Source organism: Desulfitobacterium nosdiversum (genome assembly GCF_049860565.1).
GTDB classification, from domain to species: Bacteria; Bacillota; Desulfitobacteriia; order Desulfitobacteriales; family Desulfitobacteriaceae; genus Desulfitobacterium_A; species Desulfitobacterium_A nosdiversum.
This window is the reverse complement of sequence record NZ_CP172056.1, coordinates 3,926,361-3,948,035: the sequence shown is the minus strand read 5'-3', so window position 1 is coordinate 3,948,035 and position 21,675 is coordinate 3,926,361. Positions and strand designations below refer to the sequence as shown.

The window sequence follows — 21,675 nt, the reverse complement described above, 5'->3', positions numbered from 1 at the left end:
AAGAAGAAAGAAATGGATGAAAAAGGAGGCGCTTTCAATGAGTTTTAAAATCAACGAGCATATTACTTATGTCGGCAAAATCGATTGGGAACTACGGAAATTTCATGGTGAAGAATATTCAACGCAAAAGGGTTCTTCCTACAATTCCTATTTAATTCATGATGAAAAAACAGTCCTCATCGACACCGTCTGGCAGCCCTTTGGTAAGGAGTTTGTTGAAAATCTTAAGCAGGAAATTGATCTTAACCAAATTGATTACATAATTATGCAGCATTCCGAGGTAGATCATAGCGGTGCCCTTCCTTATTTAATGCAAGAAATTCCCGACACACCGATATATTGTACGGTCGCCGGAAAAAAGATTATTCAAGGTCATTACCATCAAAATTGGAATTTCGTTGAGGTTAAAACCGGAGACCACTTAAATCTTGGACAACGTGAAATTACGTTTATTGAAGCCAAAATGCTTCACTGGCCGGATACGATGTTTTCCTATCTCTCAGGGGATAATATTCTTTTCAGTAATGATGCATTTGGACAGCATTATGCTTCTGAGCATATGTTTAATGATCTAGTCAACCAGGATGAAGTTAGCACTGAAGCGATGAAGTATTTTGCAAACATCCTAACCCCTTTTAGAAAAATGGTGGTCGGGAAAATTAACGAATTAGAGAAATTAGCCTTACCGATAACGATGATTTGTCCGAGCCATGGTATTCTTTGGCGGGACAACCCTATGCAAATCGTTAAAAAGTACAGGGAGTGGGCAACTGAATATCAAGAGAATCAAGTCACCATTATTTATGATACGATGTGGAACAACACGCGCAGGATGGCCGAAGAAATTGCCGCTGGGCTTCGTAAAGCGAATCCGGACTTAACGGTAAAACTCTATAATTCAGCCCGTTCGGATAAGACGGAGATTGTTCTGGAAGCTTTCCGCTCAAAGGGAATCATCGTGGGCTCTCCGACTGTCAATAATGGAATCCTTTCGTCGGTTGCCGGGATCTTAGAAGAGATCAAAGGTATGAAGTTTAAGAATAAAAAAGCCTCTGCTTTTGGCAGTTATGGATGGAGCGGGGAAAATACGAAATTGATTGCTGAGGAACTTCAAAAAGCAGGTTTTGAAGTCGTCGATCCAGGGCTCAGGCTGCTTTGGACTCCGGATGAAGAAGGGCTCAATCAATGTGAGGAACTGGGAAAGCGAATCGGAACAGCAATTTAGATGACTTAAGTAAGAAAATTTCAGATATCAAAGAACAATAAAAGGACCGAGGCTTTGCCTCGGTTTTTCTTAAATGGAAACAGCAGTTTCGCTGGGGCACTTGAAACTTTGAACAACTCGCCTTGTTGTCAATCTATAGGATAAATATTTTAACATTGATCTTGAGGTATTTATGAGGAAATATTGAATGAATTAAAATTTGGGGATATAATGAGTTGTATTTTGTTCTGTTTATATTTACATATAATATAGTATGGTTTATTTTGATTAAGTTAGTTTTAATTAAGATAAAACTAGACAAAATTTTATTCTATATTAAAGAGGTTTCAGATGGGAGATACCAATCAAATTAATACAGATATTAATAATGTTAGAAGAAACTTTTTCATAAATAGAAGCCATAATTTAGTTTTCTTTATTTTAATTTGCCTACTCATTGTAGCTTTTTTTATTTCCTTTACAATAGGTAGATATTCTATCTCATTAAAACAATTATTCGAGATTTTTTACTTCAAGATACTTGGAATAGCAAATACAGGCTCTAATTCTGATATGGTAGATACGGTAATATTTAAAGTAAGATTGCCAAGGATAATCGCTGCTATACTTGTTGGGGCTGCCCTTTCAGTGTCTGGAGCATCTTTTCAGGGGTTGTTTAAAAATCCAATGGCATCAGCGGACATTCTTGGAGCATCGGCAGGCGCGGGTTTCGGTGCGGCGGTTGCCCTTCTCCTTTCATTTAATACTGTGGGTGTCCAACTTTTATCATTTGCTTTTGGCCTGGGTGCCGTAGCCTTGACTTATGCAATAAGCACTAAAATCGGGCGAGGAAGTAGTCCAATTTTAGTGCTTGTTTTGACTGGTATGGTTGTAACAGCACTATTTACATCCGCTATTTCTCTAACGAAATATGTAGCTGATCCGGATGGGAAGCTTCCGGTTATCACTTTTTGGCTGATGGGGGGACTCTCTACAATAACTGTTGCTAATCTTAAAATGCTTATACCTCCAGTTATTCTCAGCATAATACCGTTATTACTCCTAAGATGGAGATTGAATCTATTTTCCTTTGGCGAAGAAGAAGCCCAATCCTTAGGAATTAATACAACACGGCTAAGAACGATTATCATCATATGTTCTACGATCTTAACGGCAGGTACAGTTTCGATTAGCGGAATGGTAGGCTGGGTAGGTCTGGTTATCCCGCATCTTGCGAGGATGCTTGTAGGACCGAATTACAAAATCCTCCTTCCAACTTCATTATTGCTCGGGGGGATATACCTGCTTGTCGTCGATGATTTTGCGAGATGTCTATTTACTATGGAAATTCCTCTGGGTATTTTAACATCGATGGTTGGTGCACCCTTTTTTATTTATTTGTTGTTAAATGGAAAGAGGGGCTGGCTATGAAACTTGAGATTAATCATGCAAAGTGTGGTTATGGATCAAGAACAGTAATCAATGAGATATCCTTTGATGTTGAAACAGGGGATATTCTCTGTTTGCTTGGACCGAACGGTATAGGAAAGACCACTTTGTTTAAATCCATACTGGGCTTTTTGAAACTGCAAGGCGGAAAAATACTTTTAGATGGGGAAAATATACAAGATTGGTCAAGAAATCGTTTGGCTAAGGCAATTGGCTATGTACCCCAGGCCTATACACCACCTTTTCCTTTCAATGTATTGGATGTTGTAGTGATGGGGAGAGTTGCTCATCTGGGGATGTTTAATTCTCCCACTCAAAAGGATATCGCAATTGCTGAAGAAGCACTGGAAACTTTGAATATTTCTTTTCTTAAAGACCGAATTTACACTGAAATCAGCGGTGGTGAACGGCAAATGGTGTTAATTGCACGGGCACTTACCCAACATCCTAGGATATTGGTAATGGATGAACCAACTGCAAATTTAGATTTTGGAAATCAGATGCGGGTGCTTGAACAAATTAACCATTTGTCCAAAAAGGGATTAACGGTTATCATGACCTCGCATTTCCCGAATCACGCCTTTATTTGTTCAACTAAAGTAGTCATTTTAAAAAAAGACGGAGTATATCTAAAAGGCAGTGCTAATGAAGTGATGACTGAAGAAAATCTTAAGGATGCTTATGGGATTGAAATGAAAATCACCAGTATAGATAACAACAGAGGAGAAAAGATTAACGTCTGTGTACCTTTGATCAGCTAAAAAGGCTTACTTACAATTAAACCTTTTCCCAGATTATCCTTGAGGTTTATCAATATTGCCCCCAAAATAGCCGAAAGGGCAAAGTGAGGTGAAGGATAGAAAAATAAATTCAATCGCTATTATCAATTCGAATATTTATGAATTATATTTAAAAAGAGAGGATTTTGAAGATGAAACAGATCAAAAAAAACATAACTCTCATGGTTATTCTTATATTTGCGCTTACAATGATTTTAAGCGTAGCAGGATGTGGAAATACGCAAACAGCAGCAAATCAGACCCCTCAGAAACGGACAATTATAGATTCGGCAGGAAAGCAAGTAGAAATTCCGGTTAATATACAGAGAATAGCAGACTCCTGGCCGGCACATAATGAAGTTTTGGCTATGCTTGGTGGTGGAGATAGAATTGTCGCGACAGTACATACTCCTGAATCAAGACCTTGGCTTTATAAAGTTAATCCTGCAATGAGTAAGGCTGTTAATACGTTTACTCCCAATCTTAATATAGAGGAACTTGTAAAAACGAAGCCTGAAATTGCAATCGTACCTGTCGGAGATAAGAGCGTTGATAAAATTAAAGAAGTAGGCATTCCTGTCGTGCAGCTAACCTTTACTGATTTTGACAGCTTGAAGTCCACCTTTCAGCTTACGGGAGATATGTTAGGCGATGCTGGTAAACAAAAAGCCCAACAGTATATCACTTATCTCGATAGTAAACTAAAAATGGTAACGGATGTGACTTCGAAAATTCCCCAAGAGAACAGACCTAAAGTTCTTCATTTAACCTCACTTTCACCGAATATTATTGATGGTGGTAAAACTATTATTGATGCCTGGATTCAAGCTGCGGGCGGTGTCAATGCTGCAGCGGAGGTTGAAGGGAGTTTTAAAGAGGTTTCCATGGAACAAATCCTAAAATGGAATCCGGATGTTATCATTCTTGGTACCGGAAATTCGGGTCTTGGTGCTAAAAATGCTGATTTAATAAAAACTGACCCGCAATGGCAAAAAGTTAATGCAGTTAAAAACGGAAAAGTCTATGTAAATCCAAATGGTGCGTTTATGTGGGATCGTTATGGAGCAGAAGAAGCGTTAGAAGTACAATGGGCTGCAAAAACATTGAATCCCGATAAATTCGCAAATCTGGATATGAATCAAGTCACAAAGGACTTTTATAAAACTTTCTTGAATTATAATCTTACAGACGATGAGACAAACAGAATTCTTACATGTCAAAATCCTGCAAAATAAAGCAGGAAAGTCAGCCATATTCAAGGGACTTTCTTTAATATAACAAAAAGAACAAAGCTGGAGGATAGTCGCATCTGGTTTTGTTTTTGAATTGAAAAAACGGACAGCAAACTGCTGTCCGTTTACATGTCTTATGAATTTGATGCCTACCCTACTTTGAATGAGGCTACGCTTCCTTTAGCGGTTGGTGTAACTTCAAGGCGAGCGTCAATTCTTTCCTTTAATTCAGGGACATGAGAGATAATCCCTACCAAGCGTCCCCCTTGCTGCAAGTCGATCAGCGCTTTGATGGCAAAGTCAAGGGACTCGGGGTCTAGAGTACCGAAGCCTTCATCGACAAAGAGCGTATCCAGGTGAATACCCCCTGCATAGGACTGGACGACATCGACTAAGCCTAGGGCCAAGGAAAGTGAGGCCAGGAAAGTTTCACCTCCGGAAAGAGTTCCAACTCCCCGAGCAAATCCAGTATAGTTATCGAAGACTTCCAAATCAAGTCCACCGGCACTGTTTTTGCGTGTTCGATCCATTGTGCGTTGAAGATAATAACGTCCTTTGCTCATCATCTTAAGCCGTTCATTCGCGGCGAGAGCAACGTCATCTAATAAGGCACCCAAGACAAAACGCTGGAGGGTAAGACGGTAATCATTTTGGCCATTGGCTATTTCCGAGAGTTTACCCATCACAGCATAGCGGGAAGCCAGTTTATTCATTTTTTGATCATTGGCCATTAATCGATCAAGCCAGCGCTGTATGGACTTGAGCGTCGTAAGGAGATCTGAATGATGCCGGAGTGCTGCTTCATACGCTTCTTTACATGTATCGGCGGCGTGTTGGAGTTTAGCTAAATCGGGGCGAGGCAGGGATTCTGTGATCTCTTTACTTCGTTGTGCCCGTTGTTGGGCGGCACTTAAATTAAGTTCAAAGTCCTTGATACGTTCCTGTACTTTCTGGATTCGTTCTTGGGACCATTTGGTTTTTAGATATTCATCAACGGTTAAAAAGCCGGAAGACTTGAGACGACTCGTGAATTCATTCTGAATATGGGTAAGACGTTCTCGGGCATGGGATAGGTTAACGGAGGTATTATCAAAATCTGCCTGGTTTTTAGTTAAAGCTTGGCTTTTTTGCTGATAATTCTTTTGAGCTTGCTCCAGGTCAGAGGTTAAATGGGCCTGAAGATCCATTGCGTTGCGCAAGGACCCTTGCAAAGCTTGAGGGTCTTGAAGTTCAGGGGGAACAGCCGCTTGACGCTCTTCCCATATTGTTTGGGCCTGCAAATACCGCTCATTGGCGGAGTTCCATGCTTTGTTGAGGTTTTCCTGCTCACTTTGTAAATCGATTTGTTTAGCAGCCAATGCTGTTAATTCGTGTTGAAGGGTTTCAAGCTGTTGAGCAGCCTTATAGGCTTCTTGGTATGAGGATTTCTTCTGATTAAGCAATAATGTCAGTTTTTCGAGTTCCATTAAAGCATAGTCCCCGAGCTCTTCTTTCAGAGTTTGTACCTTTTGAGCTAAGAGATCCCGTTCGTTCAGCTCCTGATGATAGGAAGTCTGCAGTGTTTTCTCATTTTTTTCGGCTTGCTCAAGCTCTGCTTGTTTCCTTTTGAGTGTACTTTCATCCGGAGTTTGCGCATAAAAGGCAGCGGGCTGGGGATGATGCAGCGAACCGCAAACCGGGCAGGGAGTTCCGGGCACGAGCTGAGAGGCCATGACTCCAGCTTGTCCATTAAGCCAGGCATGTTGAAGAGCACCATAAACTTGCTTTAACTCCTTAAGTTTTTCGTCAGCCTGTTCTACGCTTTGTTGAGTGGAGGACAGCTTGCGTTTGGCGATAAGCAGCTTTTTACTTTCTTGTTCAAGCTGGTTTCGTTTATCAAGGAAGGATTGAAGCTGTTCTAATTCCATTTTACGGCTTTGAGCTTGACCGGAGAGGAAGATAAGTGTTTGAGATTCTTCAGTTTTTCTTTGATGGGCTTTTTGAGCCTCATCAAATTGGGCTTGAAGATTATTCTTTTGTTTAAGAGCTGTTTGAGCGTTGGCCTGAGCTTCAAGCGCTTTCTCATGCGTTTGCGCAAGTGCTTCGACGGTGCCGGATAGCAGTTGAAGCCGGTGAATCTCAGCGGCAGCAGCTTCTCGTTCATGTGTTTTATTTTCTTGAACGGTTAGTTGCTGTTGGGCAAGTTCTGCTTGTTCTTTACTTGCTTGCAGGGCTTTCTCTTGGCCGTCGCGGGAGGCTTGGAGAGTGGCTGTATCTTGGGCTTGCTGCGCAAGGAGCGTTTCAGTATCTGTTAAATTTGCAGCTGCAAGTGCTTTATTTAGATTCTGGCGGAATTGATCGACAACAGAAATTTTCTCATTAAGCTTTTTCAGCTCAATTTCGGCAGCTTCCCGTTCGTTCCACTGATCTTGGATACGGGTTGCTGTCGTAATTTGAGCTTGAGCATTTTTAAATTCCTGATCCAGATCTCCCACTTTTTTTCGTAAAAGGACTTCTTCTTCTTGAGCCGTTTTCAGATTGCTTTCTAATTCGTTTAAGGTTGTAACTGAAGCTTCCTGGAGAATCAATTGTTGTTCCTGAACAAGTTCTTTATGAAGCTGTGTAAGTTCTTTGGCTTTTGCTTTTAGCTTATCTTCGATCAAACGGTATATATCGGTTTTAAAGAGGGTTTGCATTATTGCTTCGCGTTCATCTGAGGTGGCAGTTAAAAGTTTGCGGAAGTCGCCTTGCGGCAGAAGTACAACCTGACGAAATTGTTCACTTTTAAAGCCGAGAAGTGATTCGATCTTTTCCGTAACATCACGTCCTGTGCTAGACAACAACTCATAATCGCCCTTTTCTGAAAGCTGGAATAATTCTGCTTTAGCTAGAGCATGGGTTGTGCCCTCGCCGCGTTTGCTCAAACGTTCCTGCTCAGGCCAGCGCTTAACGAGGTATTGTTTTGTGCCAATGACAAATTCGAAATCCACTTCTGTTTCAACGGAAAGATCAGCATGATCACTGCGCATCGATTTGCCTGTGCGAGAGGTTCCGCTGGCTGTTCCGTAAAGGGCATAACAAATCGCATCCAAAATTGAGGTTTTGCCTGAGCCTGTCGGACCGTGGATGAGGAAAAAGGAACGTCCTTTAAGTTCTGAAAAGTCTAGGGTTTGTTTATTTGCATAAGGACCGAAGGCAGAAAAAGTTAGAACGAGTGGTTTCATGCTGACACCTCCCGTGCATCACGGAAAACCTCATCCAGAACCTTGACGAGTTCATTCTCTTGGTCTGTGTTGAGTGCCTGTCCTGTCATTTGTTCAAAGAAAGAGGCAAAGAGTTCTTTCTCCGTCAATTTGCGGTGATCGGCATCAAGTCCTAACAGATTACTGGCATTCGTTATGTAAGGACGTTCAAGGGCTAGAACATTCGGAAAAACAGCCCGAAGCTGACCGATTGGATCAAGGATTGGGTCGGTATCTTTAAGAACAATTTGCAGATAATCGTCTCGATTTCCAAAAGAATCTGCTCCTTCGAGAATTTGTCTAAAATAACCTTCAAGGATTCGAACATCCCGACGAGGAGACATGGCAATGCTCTCAATGTGGGCTTGTCCCTGCGAATTCAGTTCCACAAGATTGATTCCTTTGATCTGATTGGCCTCAGAAAAGGAATATTTGAAAAGGGAGCCAGGGTAACGGATAACGTCACTTCCTACTTTTTGAGAATTATGCAGATGTCCTAAAGCGGTGTAATTAAAGGGCTTAAAGATCTCTGCACTGACCGCGCCGCTGCCGCCGACTGAAAGAGGACGCTCAGACTCACTTACAGAACCTCCGCTGATAAAAGCATGGGCAATAGCAACTTTGCGCTGAGCTTCAGGAATTTGCTGTAAAGCATGTCGGACCATAATATTTAAAGCGTGCTCATGGTCTAAAGCTTCCGGTTCTTGAAGCCGTTCTCTAACGACTGAGGGTTCCGCATAGGTCAGTGGAACAAAGTAAACAGGACCATATTCATCCTCGAGGATAACATTACTGGCTTTTCCCGTAAGCGGTCCAAATACATGCAAGCCTTGCCGGGCAAGAAGTTTATTGCCAAACCCCAGGCGTTCCGGGCTGTCATGATTACCTGCGATCACAATGACAGGAATTCGGTAGTCCAGAATCAGCCGGGAGAGTACTTCATTTAAAAGCTCCACCGCCTCAGTCGGCGGAACAGCCCGATCATAAACATCTCCAGCTATGACAATAGCCTGAGGCTTGCTGTCCCGCACTAACGCAAGAAATTGATCAAGCAAATAAGCTTGATCTTCCGTAAGATGAACCCCATGAAAAATCCGGCCAAGATGCCAATCCGAAGTATGTAAAAATCGCAAGGTATACCCCCCTTATAACGAAATAATAAGTTTTCGCATAATGTAAACGTAAATAGTGAAAGAACTTCTAAAATAAAGATAAAGACCCATAAGCGTAGCTTCGCGTACAGACGTGAACGATTTTGCGAAGGGGCGCTAAAGCGTACGATGCTTGTGTGGGGCAGCGGCGCCAGTGGTTCACATGCAGAAAGCAGAAGGGTTTGGCAGAGCTCCCACGGAAGCAAGTATGCACGCCCTGAAGCAGTGAGTGAGCGGCTGTGCGCGAAGCTACACGACCAAATCATTTTTTCTTTAACTATTTATTTCGTTAAAAATTTTTAATTCCCTCCGAAACTTTTTAGATTCTCTTTCGTATTAAGAGTGTAAATACAATTTAAGGCGAAATATAAATTACCAGGAGGAAAGAAATATGACGGACAGATTGTATCGCTCTGGAGTAGATAAAAAGTTAGGAGGTGTCTGCGGGGGCCTGGCCGAGTTCTTTGATTTTGATGCAACGTTAATTCGGCTGATCGTGTTAGTCACGATCTTTATGGGAGGAATGGGGCTGCTTGCGTATCTCCTTGCTTGGGTGGTCATTCCCATAAATCCGGCTCACCAAAGAGCTGATCATCCGCATAATATTGGCGAGGAAATCCGTTCAAGTGTTGAAGATCTTTCAACCAGCGCTCAAGGATTTGCTGAGGAGTTAAGATCTGTTAACCATGGACGGCGAAAAAGGTATGTAGGGATTGCCTTGATCGTTTTGGGAATTCTTTTCCTATTGGAACGCATTGCGCCGTACTTTTTTGACTGGGGCAAGATGTGGCCGATCATTTTGATTCTGATCGGTATTGGGATCATTTGGAGGAGGGATTAATTGATGCGCCGTACGGCCGATTCGTTAAGCAGAGGATTTCTGTTTATTGTCCTGGGAATAGTTTTTTTCCTTAATTCGTATGGAGTTTTGCCCTGGGGTTTCTGGGCAAATGTCGTTGATCTCTGGCCGCTCATCTTTATCCTGGGAGGGATCGCCCTCCTCTTTAGTAGACGCATTCCGTTTAGTACTGTGATGCTTGTTTTTTTAATCGTTCTTGTAGGATATTCATTTTTGCCTGGAGTAGACCGAAACAGGTATATTGGACCGTTTAATGGAAATTCGAGCGGGGGAGGAGATTTTCTTGTTCCAATGGAGGAGGGGACTAAAAAGGCAAATCTAACGCTAAATTTAGGAGGGACGGATTTACGGCTTAATACATCCGGCCCTATTTCCGACCCTAATAAACTCTTTTATGGGAAGTACGATTGGAAGGCCAATTTTGCTTCTGCTAATGATCCGGCACCTCAAATTTCCCACACCAAAAATGGGAATACCGTAAATATCCAATTCAATTCAGAGAGAAAAATGGGGTTAGGGACAAGTAAAATGGACCTTACGTTAAATCCTCAGGTGGATTATGGGAAAATGCAAATCAATGCAGGTGCCTTTAATGGTGTTATGAATTTAAGTGAACTGCGCGTGAACAATCTGGATATTAATTGCGGCGCGAGCCAGCTGGAGCTGGATCTTGGGGATACGGGGGGGCCGACACAGGCCGAAATTAATGCGGGTGCTTCAAAAATTAAATTAGTTGTTCCTGAACAAGTGGGTGTTAAAATCAAACTTAGCGGCTTCACAAGCAGTACCAATTTTGCAGGAGACGGATTGGTTTTAAACGATAAAGAATGGGTAAGCTCTAACTATGATACAGCGAAGACAAAGGTAGATATGGCGATATCTGTTGCCGCAGGCAAGATCGATTTGGAGAGACAGAAAACTAAAGACGTAACGTATTAAGCATTTAATAACGAATGTTAAGTTTGAAAAAGGTCCGGTTCAAATGAACTGGATCTCTTTTTACGTTATCTTAGCAAACTTTTTCAAAAACTTTACTTTAAGCAGGTTAAGTATTTACAAAGATTATTTAAAATAAAATTATACGAAAGGAGCATTGCGATGTATAGTATCACACACGGTGAAGTTTCCTTCGAGGAGATGTGTCAGTTAATTAAGATGTATACATCTCAAGACCCTGATGCTGAGTTTAAAATTGCAATTGGAACAGACAGCCAGAATTTCAGTTATACAAAAATCCCTGTGACGATTGGAATACATAAAATCGTTAATAATGTGGGCCGTGGGGGGATCTTTTTCGCAGAAATCAAGCGAGTCCCGAAGATAAATAATATGAAACAAAAGCTCTTTTACGAAACTAATTTAAGTTTAAACTACGCATTTAGGTTAAAGCAATTATTTGATCAGGCGGAGATTCCAAGGCAAATCAGTGTTCATATCGATGCAGGTTATAATGGCCCGAGTTCTCAATTCGTAGATGATTTGACAGGCTGGGTTAAATCCTGCGGCTTTGAAAGTGTAATAAAACCGGATTCATATATGGCTTCAAGTGTTGCTAATAGGCTATCAAAGTAGAAGTATCAAAAGTATTTAAAACATTTGAGGAGAATTTTCAATGGATAGAATTGCAGAGATATTACAAGGCGGAGATATTAATATATTTTATTGGATTAACCAAGCGGTTCGATCCTCTTTTGCTGATTGGATTTTACCTAAATTCACACAAATAGGAGGGGCGCTCTCAAGTGTTTTATGCGCTCTTTCCTTATTGCTGAGTAAATCGATGTTTTGGCATCAAGTTGGCATAAATCTGGCTTTAAGTCTTAGTATAAGCCATCTGATTGTGCAGCTTTTAAAAAGGTTTGTCCGACGCCGTCGTCCCTATGAAGTCCTAAATGGGGTATTCACAGGTTTAAAGCTTTATAAAGATGCTTCTTTTCCTTCGGGACATTCCACAGCAGCATTTTGTATGGCAACAGTGCTTTCAGCGGCAGTTCCTTCTTATTTACTTATCTTTTACAGTATTGCTTTAATTGTTGCTTTATCTCGAGTATACCTTGGGATGCATTACCCCTCTGACATTACAATTGGGGCGGGAATAGGGATAGTTACAGCAGCATTTTTCATAGGATAATCCACTTAATGAAAGTAAGGAGGAAACTCAGTGACGCTTAAAGAGGAACGGATCATCAATAAAATATGGGGAGGAAATACATTAAATTATTTTAACTGGATAGGGGAAGTACACATTTCTAAACAGATCACGGGGCAAAAGTTAAAAAGACAAAAAACAAAAGTCAAAAGAAGCGAAATTCTTAAAATATAAGAGATTCGCTTCTTTAATAAGAATAAGCCTTTGGCATTATTGAAATGTTTACTTTGCAACTTCAAACGCTTTATTTTCTTTCTGATTTATTTCTTCTTCAGGCAAGTCTAGAGTAAACTCGCTTTGATCAAAGGGGGGCATGCTTTCCAAAAATCCTTCAGTTTCCGAGGATTGCTCTGCTTCCAATGATTCCTTTGTTTCGAAGGTGTCTTTGGAGGCAAGACGGAAACGGCTCATTTCCTGTTGAAGGTTCTGAGCCAAGTCTGAAAGACTAAGGCTGGCTGATTTTAAATCTTCCAGCGCTGCGCTTTGTTCTTCGATTCCAGCGTAGACGGTTTGTGCTTGTGCAGCTGTATCTCGACTGAATTCCTCTACATCCCGAACTGACATCGTGACACTCTGGCTAGAGTTCGAAATATTGTAGATTGACTGAGTGATTTCTTGAATTTCATTGACCACTTCTTGAATGAGTCCAGTGATAGAGTCAAAGCCTTCTCCGGCATGGTTAACAATTTTAATTCCCTCATCAACGAGGATGGATTCATCATTCATTGCTTTGATCGCATTTTGTAAGTTATTTTCATTTTCTTGAATAAGAGAAACAATTTCACGAGTTGCATTTTCAGTTTGTTCCGCAAGCTTACGGACTTCTGCCGCAACCACTGAAAAACCTCGACCATGTTCACCTGCCCGAGCGGATTCAATAGCGGCATTGAGCGCGAGCAGATTCGTTTGACTTGCAATTCCAGAAATGACTTCAGTAATATCTGAAATTTGATTTGAACTTAATGATAATTCTTGAATTGCGTTTTCGACAAGTTTTGTGCCTTGCCCAATTTGGGACATTTGATTGACGGCTTGTCCAACAGAGGATTGTCCTAATTTAGCCGTATTTTCTGTTGTTTCCACAAGTTTGGAGATACTTGAACTGTGCTGGGCAATCGATTGAACCGTTGCTGAAATTTCTTCAATTCCACTTAATGTATTATTTAGAGAAGAGGATTGTTTGGCCGTCCCTGTGGCAACATGATCAATGGAGGCAGCCATTTGATCCGAGGTTTCCGATGTTTGTTGAGTTACGTAGAATAGGTGATTTGAGGAAGTCGCAACGCGCTGTGAGGATTGAACAACTTGGCTTACGAGAAATTGAAGGTTTTCTAACATTTTGTTTACTCCGTCAGCCAGTCTTCCTGCTTCATCTCGAGCTTGTCCGGTAATTGGCTTAATATCTAAATTGCCTTCAGCAATTTCTTCAACCGATTTTAGAATGGTTTTTAGGGGCTTAGAGATTAAGCGAGATAACCATAACCCTGCAAGTAAAGCAACAAATCCCGCAGTAAGAGGCAGCCCAAAAAGGATTTTTTCGGCACGTGCAAAATTCAGGTTATCTCGTTCTAAGGTGGCTGCTGCTTCTTGACCGCTAAATTCCAAAAGCTCCGTATAAAGAGTACTGATCTCTTGATTGTTTTGGTAGGTATTCTTTTGATAATCTTCATAGATCTGAGCTTTATCTCCGGTATCTATCTGAGCAAGGACTTTCTGCCGTTCAGCCTTAATTTGACTTAGGAGTTCTTCTAAACGTGCCAGTCGCTGAACTTCGAAAGGCTGCAAAGTTATTGCTTTATATTTTGCAAGAGCTTCTTCGCCTAAGGCTGCAACGATATTGGCCTGTGTCAGGAGCTGGTGTTGTTTATTTACATCCGTTGAAGGGAGAAAAGCCTGAGTCAGATAGAGCTCGGAGGTTTTTGCACTGCTTTCGGCATCACCCAGGAGTTTAATGGAAAGGGTGGAATTCGAGTAGATTAAATTCATAGCCTGTTTTGCCTGAAGATAATAGGTGTATCCAGTAAAGCTTAACCCTGCCATGAACAGGATCATAAGCATGACGAGTGAGATGATTTTATAGGCTGTTTTCCAATGGCGAAAACCAATCATTGTTCTAGTCCTTTCTCAGCATTTTGATGGCTGTGATTTAATGTTTCGATAAGATATGCATTTCCCTTAATCAATTTTGTTTCTTTTTTAAGATGAGCCACGTGTTCAGTAATTTCAGCTGAACTAAAGTATTGCTCAGCAGATATAACTAAAACGGCTAAAGCTACACTAAGGTGACTTGCCCCAATCATTTTCTCCGTTTTTAATTCGAACTCGGAAATGATTTTCTGACAAATTTTTTTAAGGTCCGGGCTTTGGGTTATGAATACAAAATCGTCTCCGCCGATATGACCGACAAAGGTTTGCTCCGGGAAAGCGGAGGCGGCTTTGAGCAATATTTTCCCCAGAATTTTGATAACCATATCTCCTTTCTGGAATCCAAAAGAATCATTGTAATGTTTGAATTGATTAAGATCTGCGTAGATGAGGGTAAAAGAGCCTTTGTTATTCACTCGTTTTTGGATTTCTTGTTCAATAGCGATATTTCCAGGTAAGCCTGTAAGTGGATTTGCTCCTTGTGCTATTTTGATTTGAGTTTCCGCCATAGCCTTTATAAGAGAGGCAACTTTAACCATTCCGATCGGCTGCTGCTGGTGAATGACAACGAGGCCATCGTAAAGTTTAGCATCAGAACGTGACATAGCAAGACTTGAAGCAACCTCGATGGGAGTATTATCTTCAATAATTAGTGGATTGTTATCCATTAGCATTGTAACGGGTCGTTCCATGTAGAGGCTGACTCCGTAACGGGTTCCCAATGAGGAATAAAATTTATCGCGATGAATAACGCCAACAATACGTTGGTGTTCACTGACCCCGATTAACCAAATATTAGGATGAGCTCTAAAATATTCATCAACGATACGAACCGAGGATTCAAAGGAAAAAAGGGGAAGGGGTTCGACTAGAGAAAGAATGGTATTGGCCTCATTGATTTTGACGTGGGGATGGTTTTTAACTATTTCAAGACTTATCGGATTGATTTCCGGGCGATCAAAGGCTGGACGGGCGACAAAGTAGCCTTGGACATAATCTACACCTAATTGAACGACAGTACGCATTTCTTCTTCTCTTTCTACACCTTCGGCGAGAATTCGGCACCCGATTCGATGGGAAAAGGTAATAAATGTCTCGAGCAGGGCCCATTTTGTAGGATCGGTATGAATGGATTCGATCAGCGAACGATCAATTTTTAAAAAATCGGGATGGAGTTCAGCTATTGATTGTAATGAAGAATATCCTGCTCCTACATCATCGAGGGCAATGTAATAGCCTTGGTTTCGATAGTGTTCCAAAGCCTCACGAAACGTGGCGAAATCTTGAATAGCACTGCGTTCAGTAATTTCAAGAACGACGTCAGAAGGTTTTAAATTTTTTTTGGCAAGAAGTTTACGCGTTTGACCCGAAGCAAAATCCGGATCGGAAAGAACTTGCGGATCAACGTTAAGAAATAAGATTTCCCGGGGGGCTAGTACATTAGATGAGTGACGAATAGCGCTTCGCCTGCATAAGGTTTCAATCGGATAGAGTTCCCCGATCTTTTCGGCAAACGGAAAAAGCTCAGCAATGTTAGAAAAATGAGTGGGAGTTTTCATACGGGCTAGGGCTTCAAAGCCAAAAATTTCTCCACGTTTCACGTCGAGAATAGGCTGGTAGGCTGAAGTTAAATGTTCGTTGGGATTAATGAGTAATTGATGAATCTCTTCCTTGCGCTGATCATAGTAGGGGTCAGGCTCAGATTTATTAAGACGGAAAGCTTCCTTGACGGCATTATAAAGCAAATAATCTGCACTCCTTGCTGCTTGAGCTTTACATTCTACGAATCCGGAGCGGAGACGCAGATCTTCTGATACGAACTCATGTATTTTATTATTAATTTTTGTTAATAGTGAAGAAAGCCATGGATGGATAAAACTCTTAAAATCAAAATGCGTATGATTAAGCGGAACAAAATAAATAGCAAAGTCATCTCCCCCCCTGCATTCAAGAAGGGTTATTTTAAAGAGATGAGCGTGCTGCCGAAGAAGATGATCAATGCTTTTTTCCAATTCGTCCAGAATCCGATTACAGGTTGCATAACCCCGCCGGAACTCAACTTCGTGAAATTTAACAATGTCGAGATATAATACCCAGACTGAATAACCATCCCGGAGAATTTTATATAATTTTTCTTCCTGTGGTTGGTTAAAACGTGAGATTTTATTCATGATCAATCCCCTTTAATAAAACAGGAATCTATTGAAGCCTTAATGTGATTCCTTTAAGTTGATTTTTCATAAAATCCAAGTAACCGGCAGTTGTTTGAATTGTCAGAGGGATAATATCTTTTGCGGCATTCTTATATGTTTCCTCATTACAAGAGGCATGTGAGGAAACGAGCGGATAATATGAAACGGATTGGGCCGCATTAAACTCAATCCATTGACTCGGATGGGTAAAGTTTGGATAGAACCCTCCTTCATCGGTTTTATAATCCTCCCAATGTCGAGTTACCCATTTCTCAAATTCCTGGTGGCCGTCAAAAACGGAGCCTATGGAATGATGGGGTTCAGTCATGTCTTGAACGATATGAAGAGATGCGCCTAAATAAAACATTCCTTTGATAACGTCTTTGGAAAAATAGGTTAATGCATGATTGAAATAATATTGGGCTTCTGCAGTCGCCCCGGGCCAATATGTGCTTCCGGACTTCTCAGGATTAGCATAAAAATGGCAAACATTTTTCCAACCTTGATCGGCCCAGAACAATCCTTTGCGAATCCAAGGATGATAAGGCTGAAAAAAAGTGCGGACTTCATCTTTACCGTCATTGGTCAACATAATATAAGCTTGTCTAAGAAAATAGTCATGACTTAAGCCCGGGGTATCCAGAAAATACTGCAGAGGAGTCATTGGAGCTAAAAAAATCTTAGTCATTGTTACAAGGGCAGAGAAGTTTTCTTTGCTCATGTTACACCTCTCTTATAATTGATATTTAATTTTTACGTAAAGTGTATATCTATTACGTAAAACGTGTATTAGCGCGAAGTAAGGAAAAGTTAAAGAATTGTAAAGCTTATGTAAAAATATAATAATATTTATTGTCTATATCGGGGACAGCTTACAACAAACAGGTGACTCAATAGTGGACATATGTCACTAAATGAGACATAATTAATACAGGCTTAAATGAAAAGACTAATGTTTTAAAGGAGTACCTGATTGGTACAATTTTTGCAAAGAGTATATATTCAGAAAGTTTAAGGATGAGTTAGGAGGTTTGGTCATGAACCGTGTAGTTGCTAAACAATTCAGCTTTAGGCAGTATGACAGGCTAAAGACAATTCTCGACAATCCCTTTGAAGGAATCATGGCGATTGACAACACAGGAACCATCTTTTTTATTAACTCGTTTTTCCTGGAAATTCTTAATTACACTGAGAATGATGTATTGGATAAAAAAATATGGGATATAATTCCTAATTGCAGGTTGTTTGAGACAGTTGGGCAAGGCTATTCTATCTGGGGAGAGACACTAAAGATTAATGCCAGGGAATTTCTGGTGGCACGGTTTCCCTTAAAAATTGACGGACAGATTATTGGCGCCATGGTCAAAACGTTGTTCCCCGATCAAACCATCGCTAAGGAAATTGCGCAAAAACTAGCAAGGCCGGGTAAACCGGAAAGCACTGTGCGGACGCTTTGTACTTGCCTGGATATCATGGGAGAAACACCACCCATGTTATATGTAAAAAAACTGGCCCGGAAAGCTTCACGAACCAGTTCAACATTACTCATTACTGGGGAAAGCGGTACCGGCAAAGAAATTGTTGCCCAGGCGATTCACACCCGCTCCGTCAGGCGTGAGGGCCCTTTTATCAGTGTCAATTGTGGCGCAATACCGGAAAACCTTCTCGAATCCGAATTATTTGGCTATGTTGAGGGGGCGTTTACCGGGGCAAAAAAGGGAGGAAACCCGGGTAAGTTTGAACTGGCAGACACTGGGACCATTTTATTGGATGAAATAGGCGATATGCCTCACTATATGCAGGTTAAGCTGCTCCGGGTATTGCAGGAAAGGGAAGTATGGCGAATTGGGGCCACCTCTCCTACCAAACTGGATGTCCGGGTTATTGCATCAACTCATATGGATTTAAAACAACTGGTCAAAGAAAAGAAGTTTCGCGAAGACCTTTACTACCGTTTAAATGTATTGGAAATTAATATGCCGCCTCTGCGGGATAGAGTTGAAGATTTGCCTCTCTTGGTGGATGCTTTGATTACTCGGATAAACTCGAGAATTGGTGCTGATGCCAAAGGCATAACCCCGGAATCCCTGAAGATTATGAAAGCCTATTACTGGCCGGGAAATGTCAGAGAACTGGAAAATATTCTTGAGCAAGCGATCAACTGGAGTCAGGATTCGATCATAGACATTCGTAATATTCCGATCAAGCCTTGGGAGAATGGCTGCGACAGCGGAAATTCGACCGTGATTGAAAGCCAAAGTTTTCGCAGCCATATCTCCGATACCGAACGGGACATGATTCTGCATGTTTTAGAACAAACAAACGGCAACAAGGCTAAGGCGGCGCGATTGTTGAATATGCAACGTTCAGTATTGTATAGAAAGATGGAAAAACTAAATATTATGTGATTAATTGAGCGTAGCCTTTTGCGACATATGTAACCTTAAGTCACAGCAAGAAAGCTCCTGAATAGAGAAATCAGGAGCTTTTTTGCTGCATATTTGCGGATGGATGAACATGAATTTCTTTGGCATGGTTATTGCATAATATGAAAATGCTGATGGCCATCAGTTTTAAACCAACGAAAGATTACGATCTTATGGAGGGAATGTAAGTGTCTAAATTTGCAAACAAACTTAAATCTATGGATGAAGCACTAAGTGTTATTCCCCAAAACGGCGCGACCATTATGATGGGAGGATTCGTTGGTGCCGGAGAACCCACTTGCTGTATCGAGTGGTTAATCAAAAACCAAATACGTGAAATTACCCTGATAACCAATGAACCCGGCTTAGGCGGGTTCGGAAGGGCCATGCTATACAAGAACGGTTTAGTGAAAGAAATTATTTCATCTCACGTCGGAACGACTCAAGAGTCAACCGATGAATACCTAAAGGGCAACCTGAAAGTGGAACAATTTTATCCAATGGGTACCTGGATTGAAAAAGTACGGGCCGGCGCCATGGGACTCGGCGGTGTCCTTGTTCCTGTCGGCGTAGGCATTCTGGACGACCCCGCACTCTTCCCCGAGTTGAAAGAACCGAAACAGGTGATTGAAGTCAACGGTATTAAGTGCTTTGTCGAGCCTGCTCTGAGAGCGCCGATCGGTCTGGTCAAAGCTTGGCGCGCGGATGAAATGGGCAATTTAGAATATCGTCATACCAGCATGAATTGCAACCCGATGGTTGCCATGGCTTGTGATTATACGGTGGCAGAAGTGGAAGAAATTGTTCCCGTGGGCACCATTCCACCCGAGCGGGTAGGAACTCCGGCTCCTTTTGTCCAAGCGGTGGTTAAGGGATTAAGCCTGGAAGAGCATGACGAGATTTATCGCCGCCATTGGCTCAAAATCGGGAAATTGACCCCTGAAGAATAAAAATTTTTTAGCTTAACAATGAGGAGGAACGAACATGGATCCCAGAATATTAATTGCAAAACGTGTTGCAGGCGAAATGAAAGACGGACAACTTGCCAATTTAGGATTTGGCATGCCGACCCAGGCTTCAAATTATTTGCCTGAGGGCGTTAAAGTTATGTTTCATGCGGAAAATGGCGTTTTCGGGGTTGGACCCAAACCAAAAGCCTCAGCAGCTCAAGCCGATATGACCAATGCCGGTTCAGAACCCGTTACTTTGCTGCCAGGGGCAGCCATTATGGATTTGGCGACCTCATTAGGGGCAATGCGCAGCGGGATCTTAGATATTACCGTCTTGGGTGCGCTGGAAGTTGACCAGTTGGGCAACATTGCCAACTGGGCGGTTCAACGCAACGGCAAATGGTGGCCAGGGATCGGGGGAGCCATGGATCTTTGCTATGGCACAGAACAAGTGATTGCCTGCCTTATGCATACCGACAAAAGCGGGGAATCCAAAATTCTTAAGAAATGTACTCTCCCGCTAACAGGAAAAAGCTGTGTTAAGACGATCATCACCGATAAGGCTGTGTTTGATGTCGGAGAAAATGTCCTTATATTAAAAGAACATGCCCCGGGTGTAACTCTCCAAGACATTGAAGCATGTACGGAGGCTGACTTTATCGTTGCTGATACTTTCTGCGAAATGAAATTATAATCAGCAATTATATTAGGAGGCCTACCCGCGTAGGCCTCTCTGGAAATACTACAGGAGGTGGATTGTTTGAACGTTTCCGAAAATGAAGCACGCAGTGATGTTATAGAGAGAGCCAGGATATTCTGTAAAAATCACCTTCGGCCTATTGCCAGGGATCTGGATCTGGAGTGTAGGTTTCCAAGTGAACTGTCAGGTATGATGGCCAAAGAAGGATTCTTTGGTATGAATTATACTGCTGAATACGGCGGTAGTGGCTATGATTCCGTGACGACCCACATGGCGGCTAAAGAATTGGCCAAAGCGAGTGCCGGTGTAGCCTTAACCTTTCACGTGCATTGGATGGCTATTGACGTCCTCTTGAAATTCGGAACCGAGGCCCAAAAACAGAAATACCTGCCCGATCTTATCCAAGGTAAAAAAATAGCTGCCTATGACATCAGCGAGGCTCAGGCGGGTTCTGATGCTGCCGGAATTAAATCTGTAGCCGCAAATACTGATGCCGGCTGGGTTTTGAATGGAGCTAAATATTTTTGTACCAATGGCGGGTTAGCCGATATTTATTTCGTTGCTTTAAAGACTGATGTGGATGCCGGAGCAAAAGGCATCAGCATGTTTATCGTGGAGAAAGGGACGCCTGGATTTGCAATTGGCGCTCCGGAAGAAAAAATGGGATGCCGCAGTTCCTATACCACGGGATTAAGCTTTAAGGATTGCGTCATCCCCCATGACAACATGATCGGCAAGATGAATGACGGTTTTAAAATCGCTATGTATGGTTTGGTAGGAGGACGTCTGGGGATGGCTTCCATGGGGCTGGGCATTGCCGAAGCCGCCCTGGAGACTGCTGCGGAATATGCAAACAGGAGAAGCGCCTTCGGCAAACCGCTGAACACACTTTTTTCGATTCAGGAAATGTTGGCGGATATGTATGTAAAGTTGGAAGCCGCTAACCTGCTGGTTTTTGAAACGGCAAAGAAAAGAGATAGCGGAAAGGATTATGCTTTGGATACCTCTGTGGCGAAAATCTTTGTGGCTGAAGTCGTGAATGAAGTTTGTCACAAAGCCCTGCAAATATTCGGCGGTCACGGTTACATGAAGTACAACGACCTGGAACGCTATGCCCGGGATGGAAGACTGCTTGATATCGGAGTGGGCACATCCGAAGTGCTGAAGATGGTTGTAGGTTCGGCTGTTGCGAAAATCAAAGGCATCGTTTAATTATTA

General features: G+C 41.9%; 18 protein-coding genes. 13 read left to right on the top strand and 5 right to left on the bottom strand.

All coding sequences use genetic code 11. From position 1 onward, the window contains the following. Positions 1-37 precede the first annotated feature (37 nt). The 4 genes from ACHOLT_RS19210 to ACHOLT_RS19195 all read left to right on the top strand — a co-directional run bounded on the left by ACHOLT_RS19210 (position 38) and on the right by ACHOLT_RS19195 (position 4,667). The gene (locus tag ACHOLT_RS19210; protein WP_425803987.1) at positions 38-1,225 is read left to right on the top strand and encodes an anaerobic nitric oxide reductase flavorubredoxin; all 1,188 of its coding nucleotides are present in this window, start codon (positions 38-40) and stop codon (positions 1,223-1,225) included. Between the two features lie 330 nt (positions 1,226-1,555). After that, entirely contained in the window at positions 1,556-2,635 is a 1,080-nt protein-coding gene (locus ACHOLT_RS19205) for a FecCD family ABC transporter permease (protein ID WP_425803985.1), read from the top strand. Beyond that, positions 2,632-3,414, top strand: a complete 783-nt coding sequence (locus tag ACHOLT_RS19200) for an ABC transporter ATP-binding protein (RefSeq protein WP_425803983.1) — start codon at positions 2,632-2,634, stop codon at positions 3,412-3,414. The genes ACHOLT_RS19205 and ACHOLT_RS19200 overlap by 4 nt, the downstream gene beginning before the upstream one ends. Positions 3,415-3,584: 170 nt before the next feature. Then, positions 3,585-4,667 (top strand): ABC transporter substrate-binding protein, encoded by a 1,083-nt coding sequence (locus tag ACHOLT_RS19195; RefSeq protein WP_425803981.1) that lies wholly within the window; start codon positions 3,585-3,587, stop codon positions 4,665-4,667. 146 nt (positions 4,668-4,813) lie between these two features. On the opposite strand, the gene ACHOLT_RS19190 is transcribed toward ACHOLT_RS19195, so the two are convergent. Both ACHOLT_RS19190 and ACHOLT_RS19185 read right to left on the bottom strand, forming a co-directional pair. Further along, on the bottom strand, positions 4,814-7,867 hold the full coding sequence (locus tag ACHOLT_RS19190; RefSeq protein ID WP_425803979.1) for an AAA family ATPase: 3,054 nt from the start codon (positions 7,865-7,867) through the stop codon (positions 4,814-4,816). Continuing rightward, positions 7,864-9,018 carry an exonuclease SbcCD subunit D gene (locus ACHOLT_RS19185; RefSeq protein ID WP_425803976.1) on the bottom strand — a complete coding sequence of 385 codons (1,155 nt, stop codon included), beginning with the start codon at positions 9,016-9,018 and terminating at the stop codon, positions 7,864-7,866. Before ACHOLT_RS19185 ends, ACHOLT_RS19190 begins: the two co-directional genes overlap by 4 nt. Positions 9,019-9,427: 409 nt before the next feature. Between ACHOLT_RS19185 and ACHOLT_RS19180 the strand changes: the two genes are divergently transcribed. The 5 genes from ACHOLT_RS19180 to ACHOLT_RS19160 all read left to right on the top strand — a co-directional run bounded on the left by ACHOLT_RS19180 (position 9,428) and on the right by ACHOLT_RS19160 (position 12,218). Beyond that, on the top strand, positions 9,428-9,877 hold the full coding sequence (locus ACHOLT_RS19180) for a PspC domain-containing protein (RefSeq protein ID WP_425803973.1): 450 nt from the start codon (positions 9,428-9,430) through the stop codon (positions 9,875-9,877). A 3-nt stretch (positions 9,878-9,880) separates the two neighbouring features. Then, positions 9,881-10,834 (top strand): LiaF transmembrane domain-containing protein, encoded by a 954-nt coding sequence (locus tag ACHOLT_RS19175; RefSeq protein WP_425808177.1) that lies wholly within the window; start codon positions 9,881-9,883, stop codon positions 10,832-10,834. Positions 10,835-10,993: 159 nt separating this feature from the next. Next, positions 10,994-11,467, top strand: a complete 474-nt coding sequence (locus tag ACHOLT_RS19170; protein WP_425803971.1) for a ribonuclease H-like YkuK family protein — start codon at positions 10,994-10,996, stop codon at positions 11,465-11,467. A 40-nt stretch (positions 11,468-11,507) separates the two neighbouring features. Further along, positions 11,508-12,026, top strand: a complete 519-nt coding sequence (locus ACHOLT_RS19165; RefSeq protein ID WP_425803969.1) for a phosphatase PAP2 family protein — start codon at positions 11,508-11,510, stop codon at positions 12,024-12,026. Positions 12,027-12,056: 30 nt separating this feature from the next. Further along, entirely contained in the window at positions 12,057-12,218 is a 162-nt protein-coding gene (locus ACHOLT_RS19160; protein ID WP_425803967.1) for a hypothetical protein, read from the top strand. A gap of 48 nt (positions 12,219-12,266) precedes the next feature. Here the strand turns inward: ACHOLT_RS19160 and ACHOLT_RS19155 are convergent, their stop codons facing one another. From ACHOLT_RS19155 to ACHOLT_RS19145, 3 genes are read right to left on the bottom strand one after another with little or no spacing between them, the layout of a single operon-like run. Next, positions 12,267-14,153, bottom strand: a complete 1,887-nt coding sequence (locus tag ACHOLT_RS19155; RefSeq protein ID WP_425803964.1) for a methyl-accepting chemotaxis protein — start codon at positions 14,151-14,153, stop codon at positions 12,267-12,269. Beyond that, positions 14,150-16,360 (bottom strand): GGDEF domain-containing protein, encoded by a 2,211-nt coding sequence (locus ACHOLT_RS19150; RefSeq protein WP_425803962.1) that lies wholly within the window; start codon positions 16,358-16,360, stop codon positions 14,150-14,152. Before ACHOLT_RS19150 ends, ACHOLT_RS19155 begins: the two co-directional genes overlap by 4 nt. Before the next feature lie 28 nt (positions 16,361-16,388). Beyond that, positions 16,389-17,102 carry a zinc dependent phospholipase C family protein gene (locus ACHOLT_RS19145; RefSeq protein WP_425803959.1) on the bottom strand — a complete coding sequence of 238 codons (714 nt, stop codon included), beginning with the start codon at positions 17,100-17,102 and terminating at the stop codon, positions 16,389-16,391. Between the two features lie 316 nt (positions 17,103-17,418). On the opposite strand from ACHOLT_RS19145, the gene ACHOLT_RS19140 reads away from it, so the two are divergent. The 4 genes from ACHOLT_RS19140 (at position 17,419) to ACHOLT_RS19125 (ending at position 21,669) form a co-directional block, all read left to right on the top strand. After that, on the top strand, positions 17,419-18,789 hold the full coding sequence (locus tag ACHOLT_RS19140) for a sigma-54 interaction domain-containing protein (protein WP_425803956.1): 1,371 nt from the start codon (positions 17,419-17,421) through the stop codon (positions 18,787-18,789). 206 nt (positions 18,790-18,995) lie between these two features. Then, positions 18,996-19,757 carry a CoA transferase subunit A gene (locus ACHOLT_RS19135; protein WP_425803954.1) on the top strand — a complete coding sequence of 254 codons (762 nt, stop codon included), beginning with the start codon at positions 18,996-18,998 and terminating at the stop codon, positions 19,755-19,757. Between the two features lie 34 nt (positions 19,758-19,791). Then, on the top strand, positions 19,792-20,451 hold the full coding sequence (locus ACHOLT_RS19130; protein WP_425803951.1) for a 3-oxoacid CoA-transferase subunit B: 660 nt from the start codon (positions 19,792-19,794) through the stop codon (positions 20,449-20,451). A gap of 66 nt (positions 20,452-20,517) precedes the next feature. Then, positions 20,518-21,669, top strand: coding sequence for an acyl-CoA dehydrogenase family protein (locus ACHOLT_RS19125; RefSeq protein WP_425803948.1), 1,152 nt, complete (start codon positions 20,518-20,520; stop codon positions 21,667-21,669). Positions 21,670-21,675 lie beyond the last annotated feature (6 nt).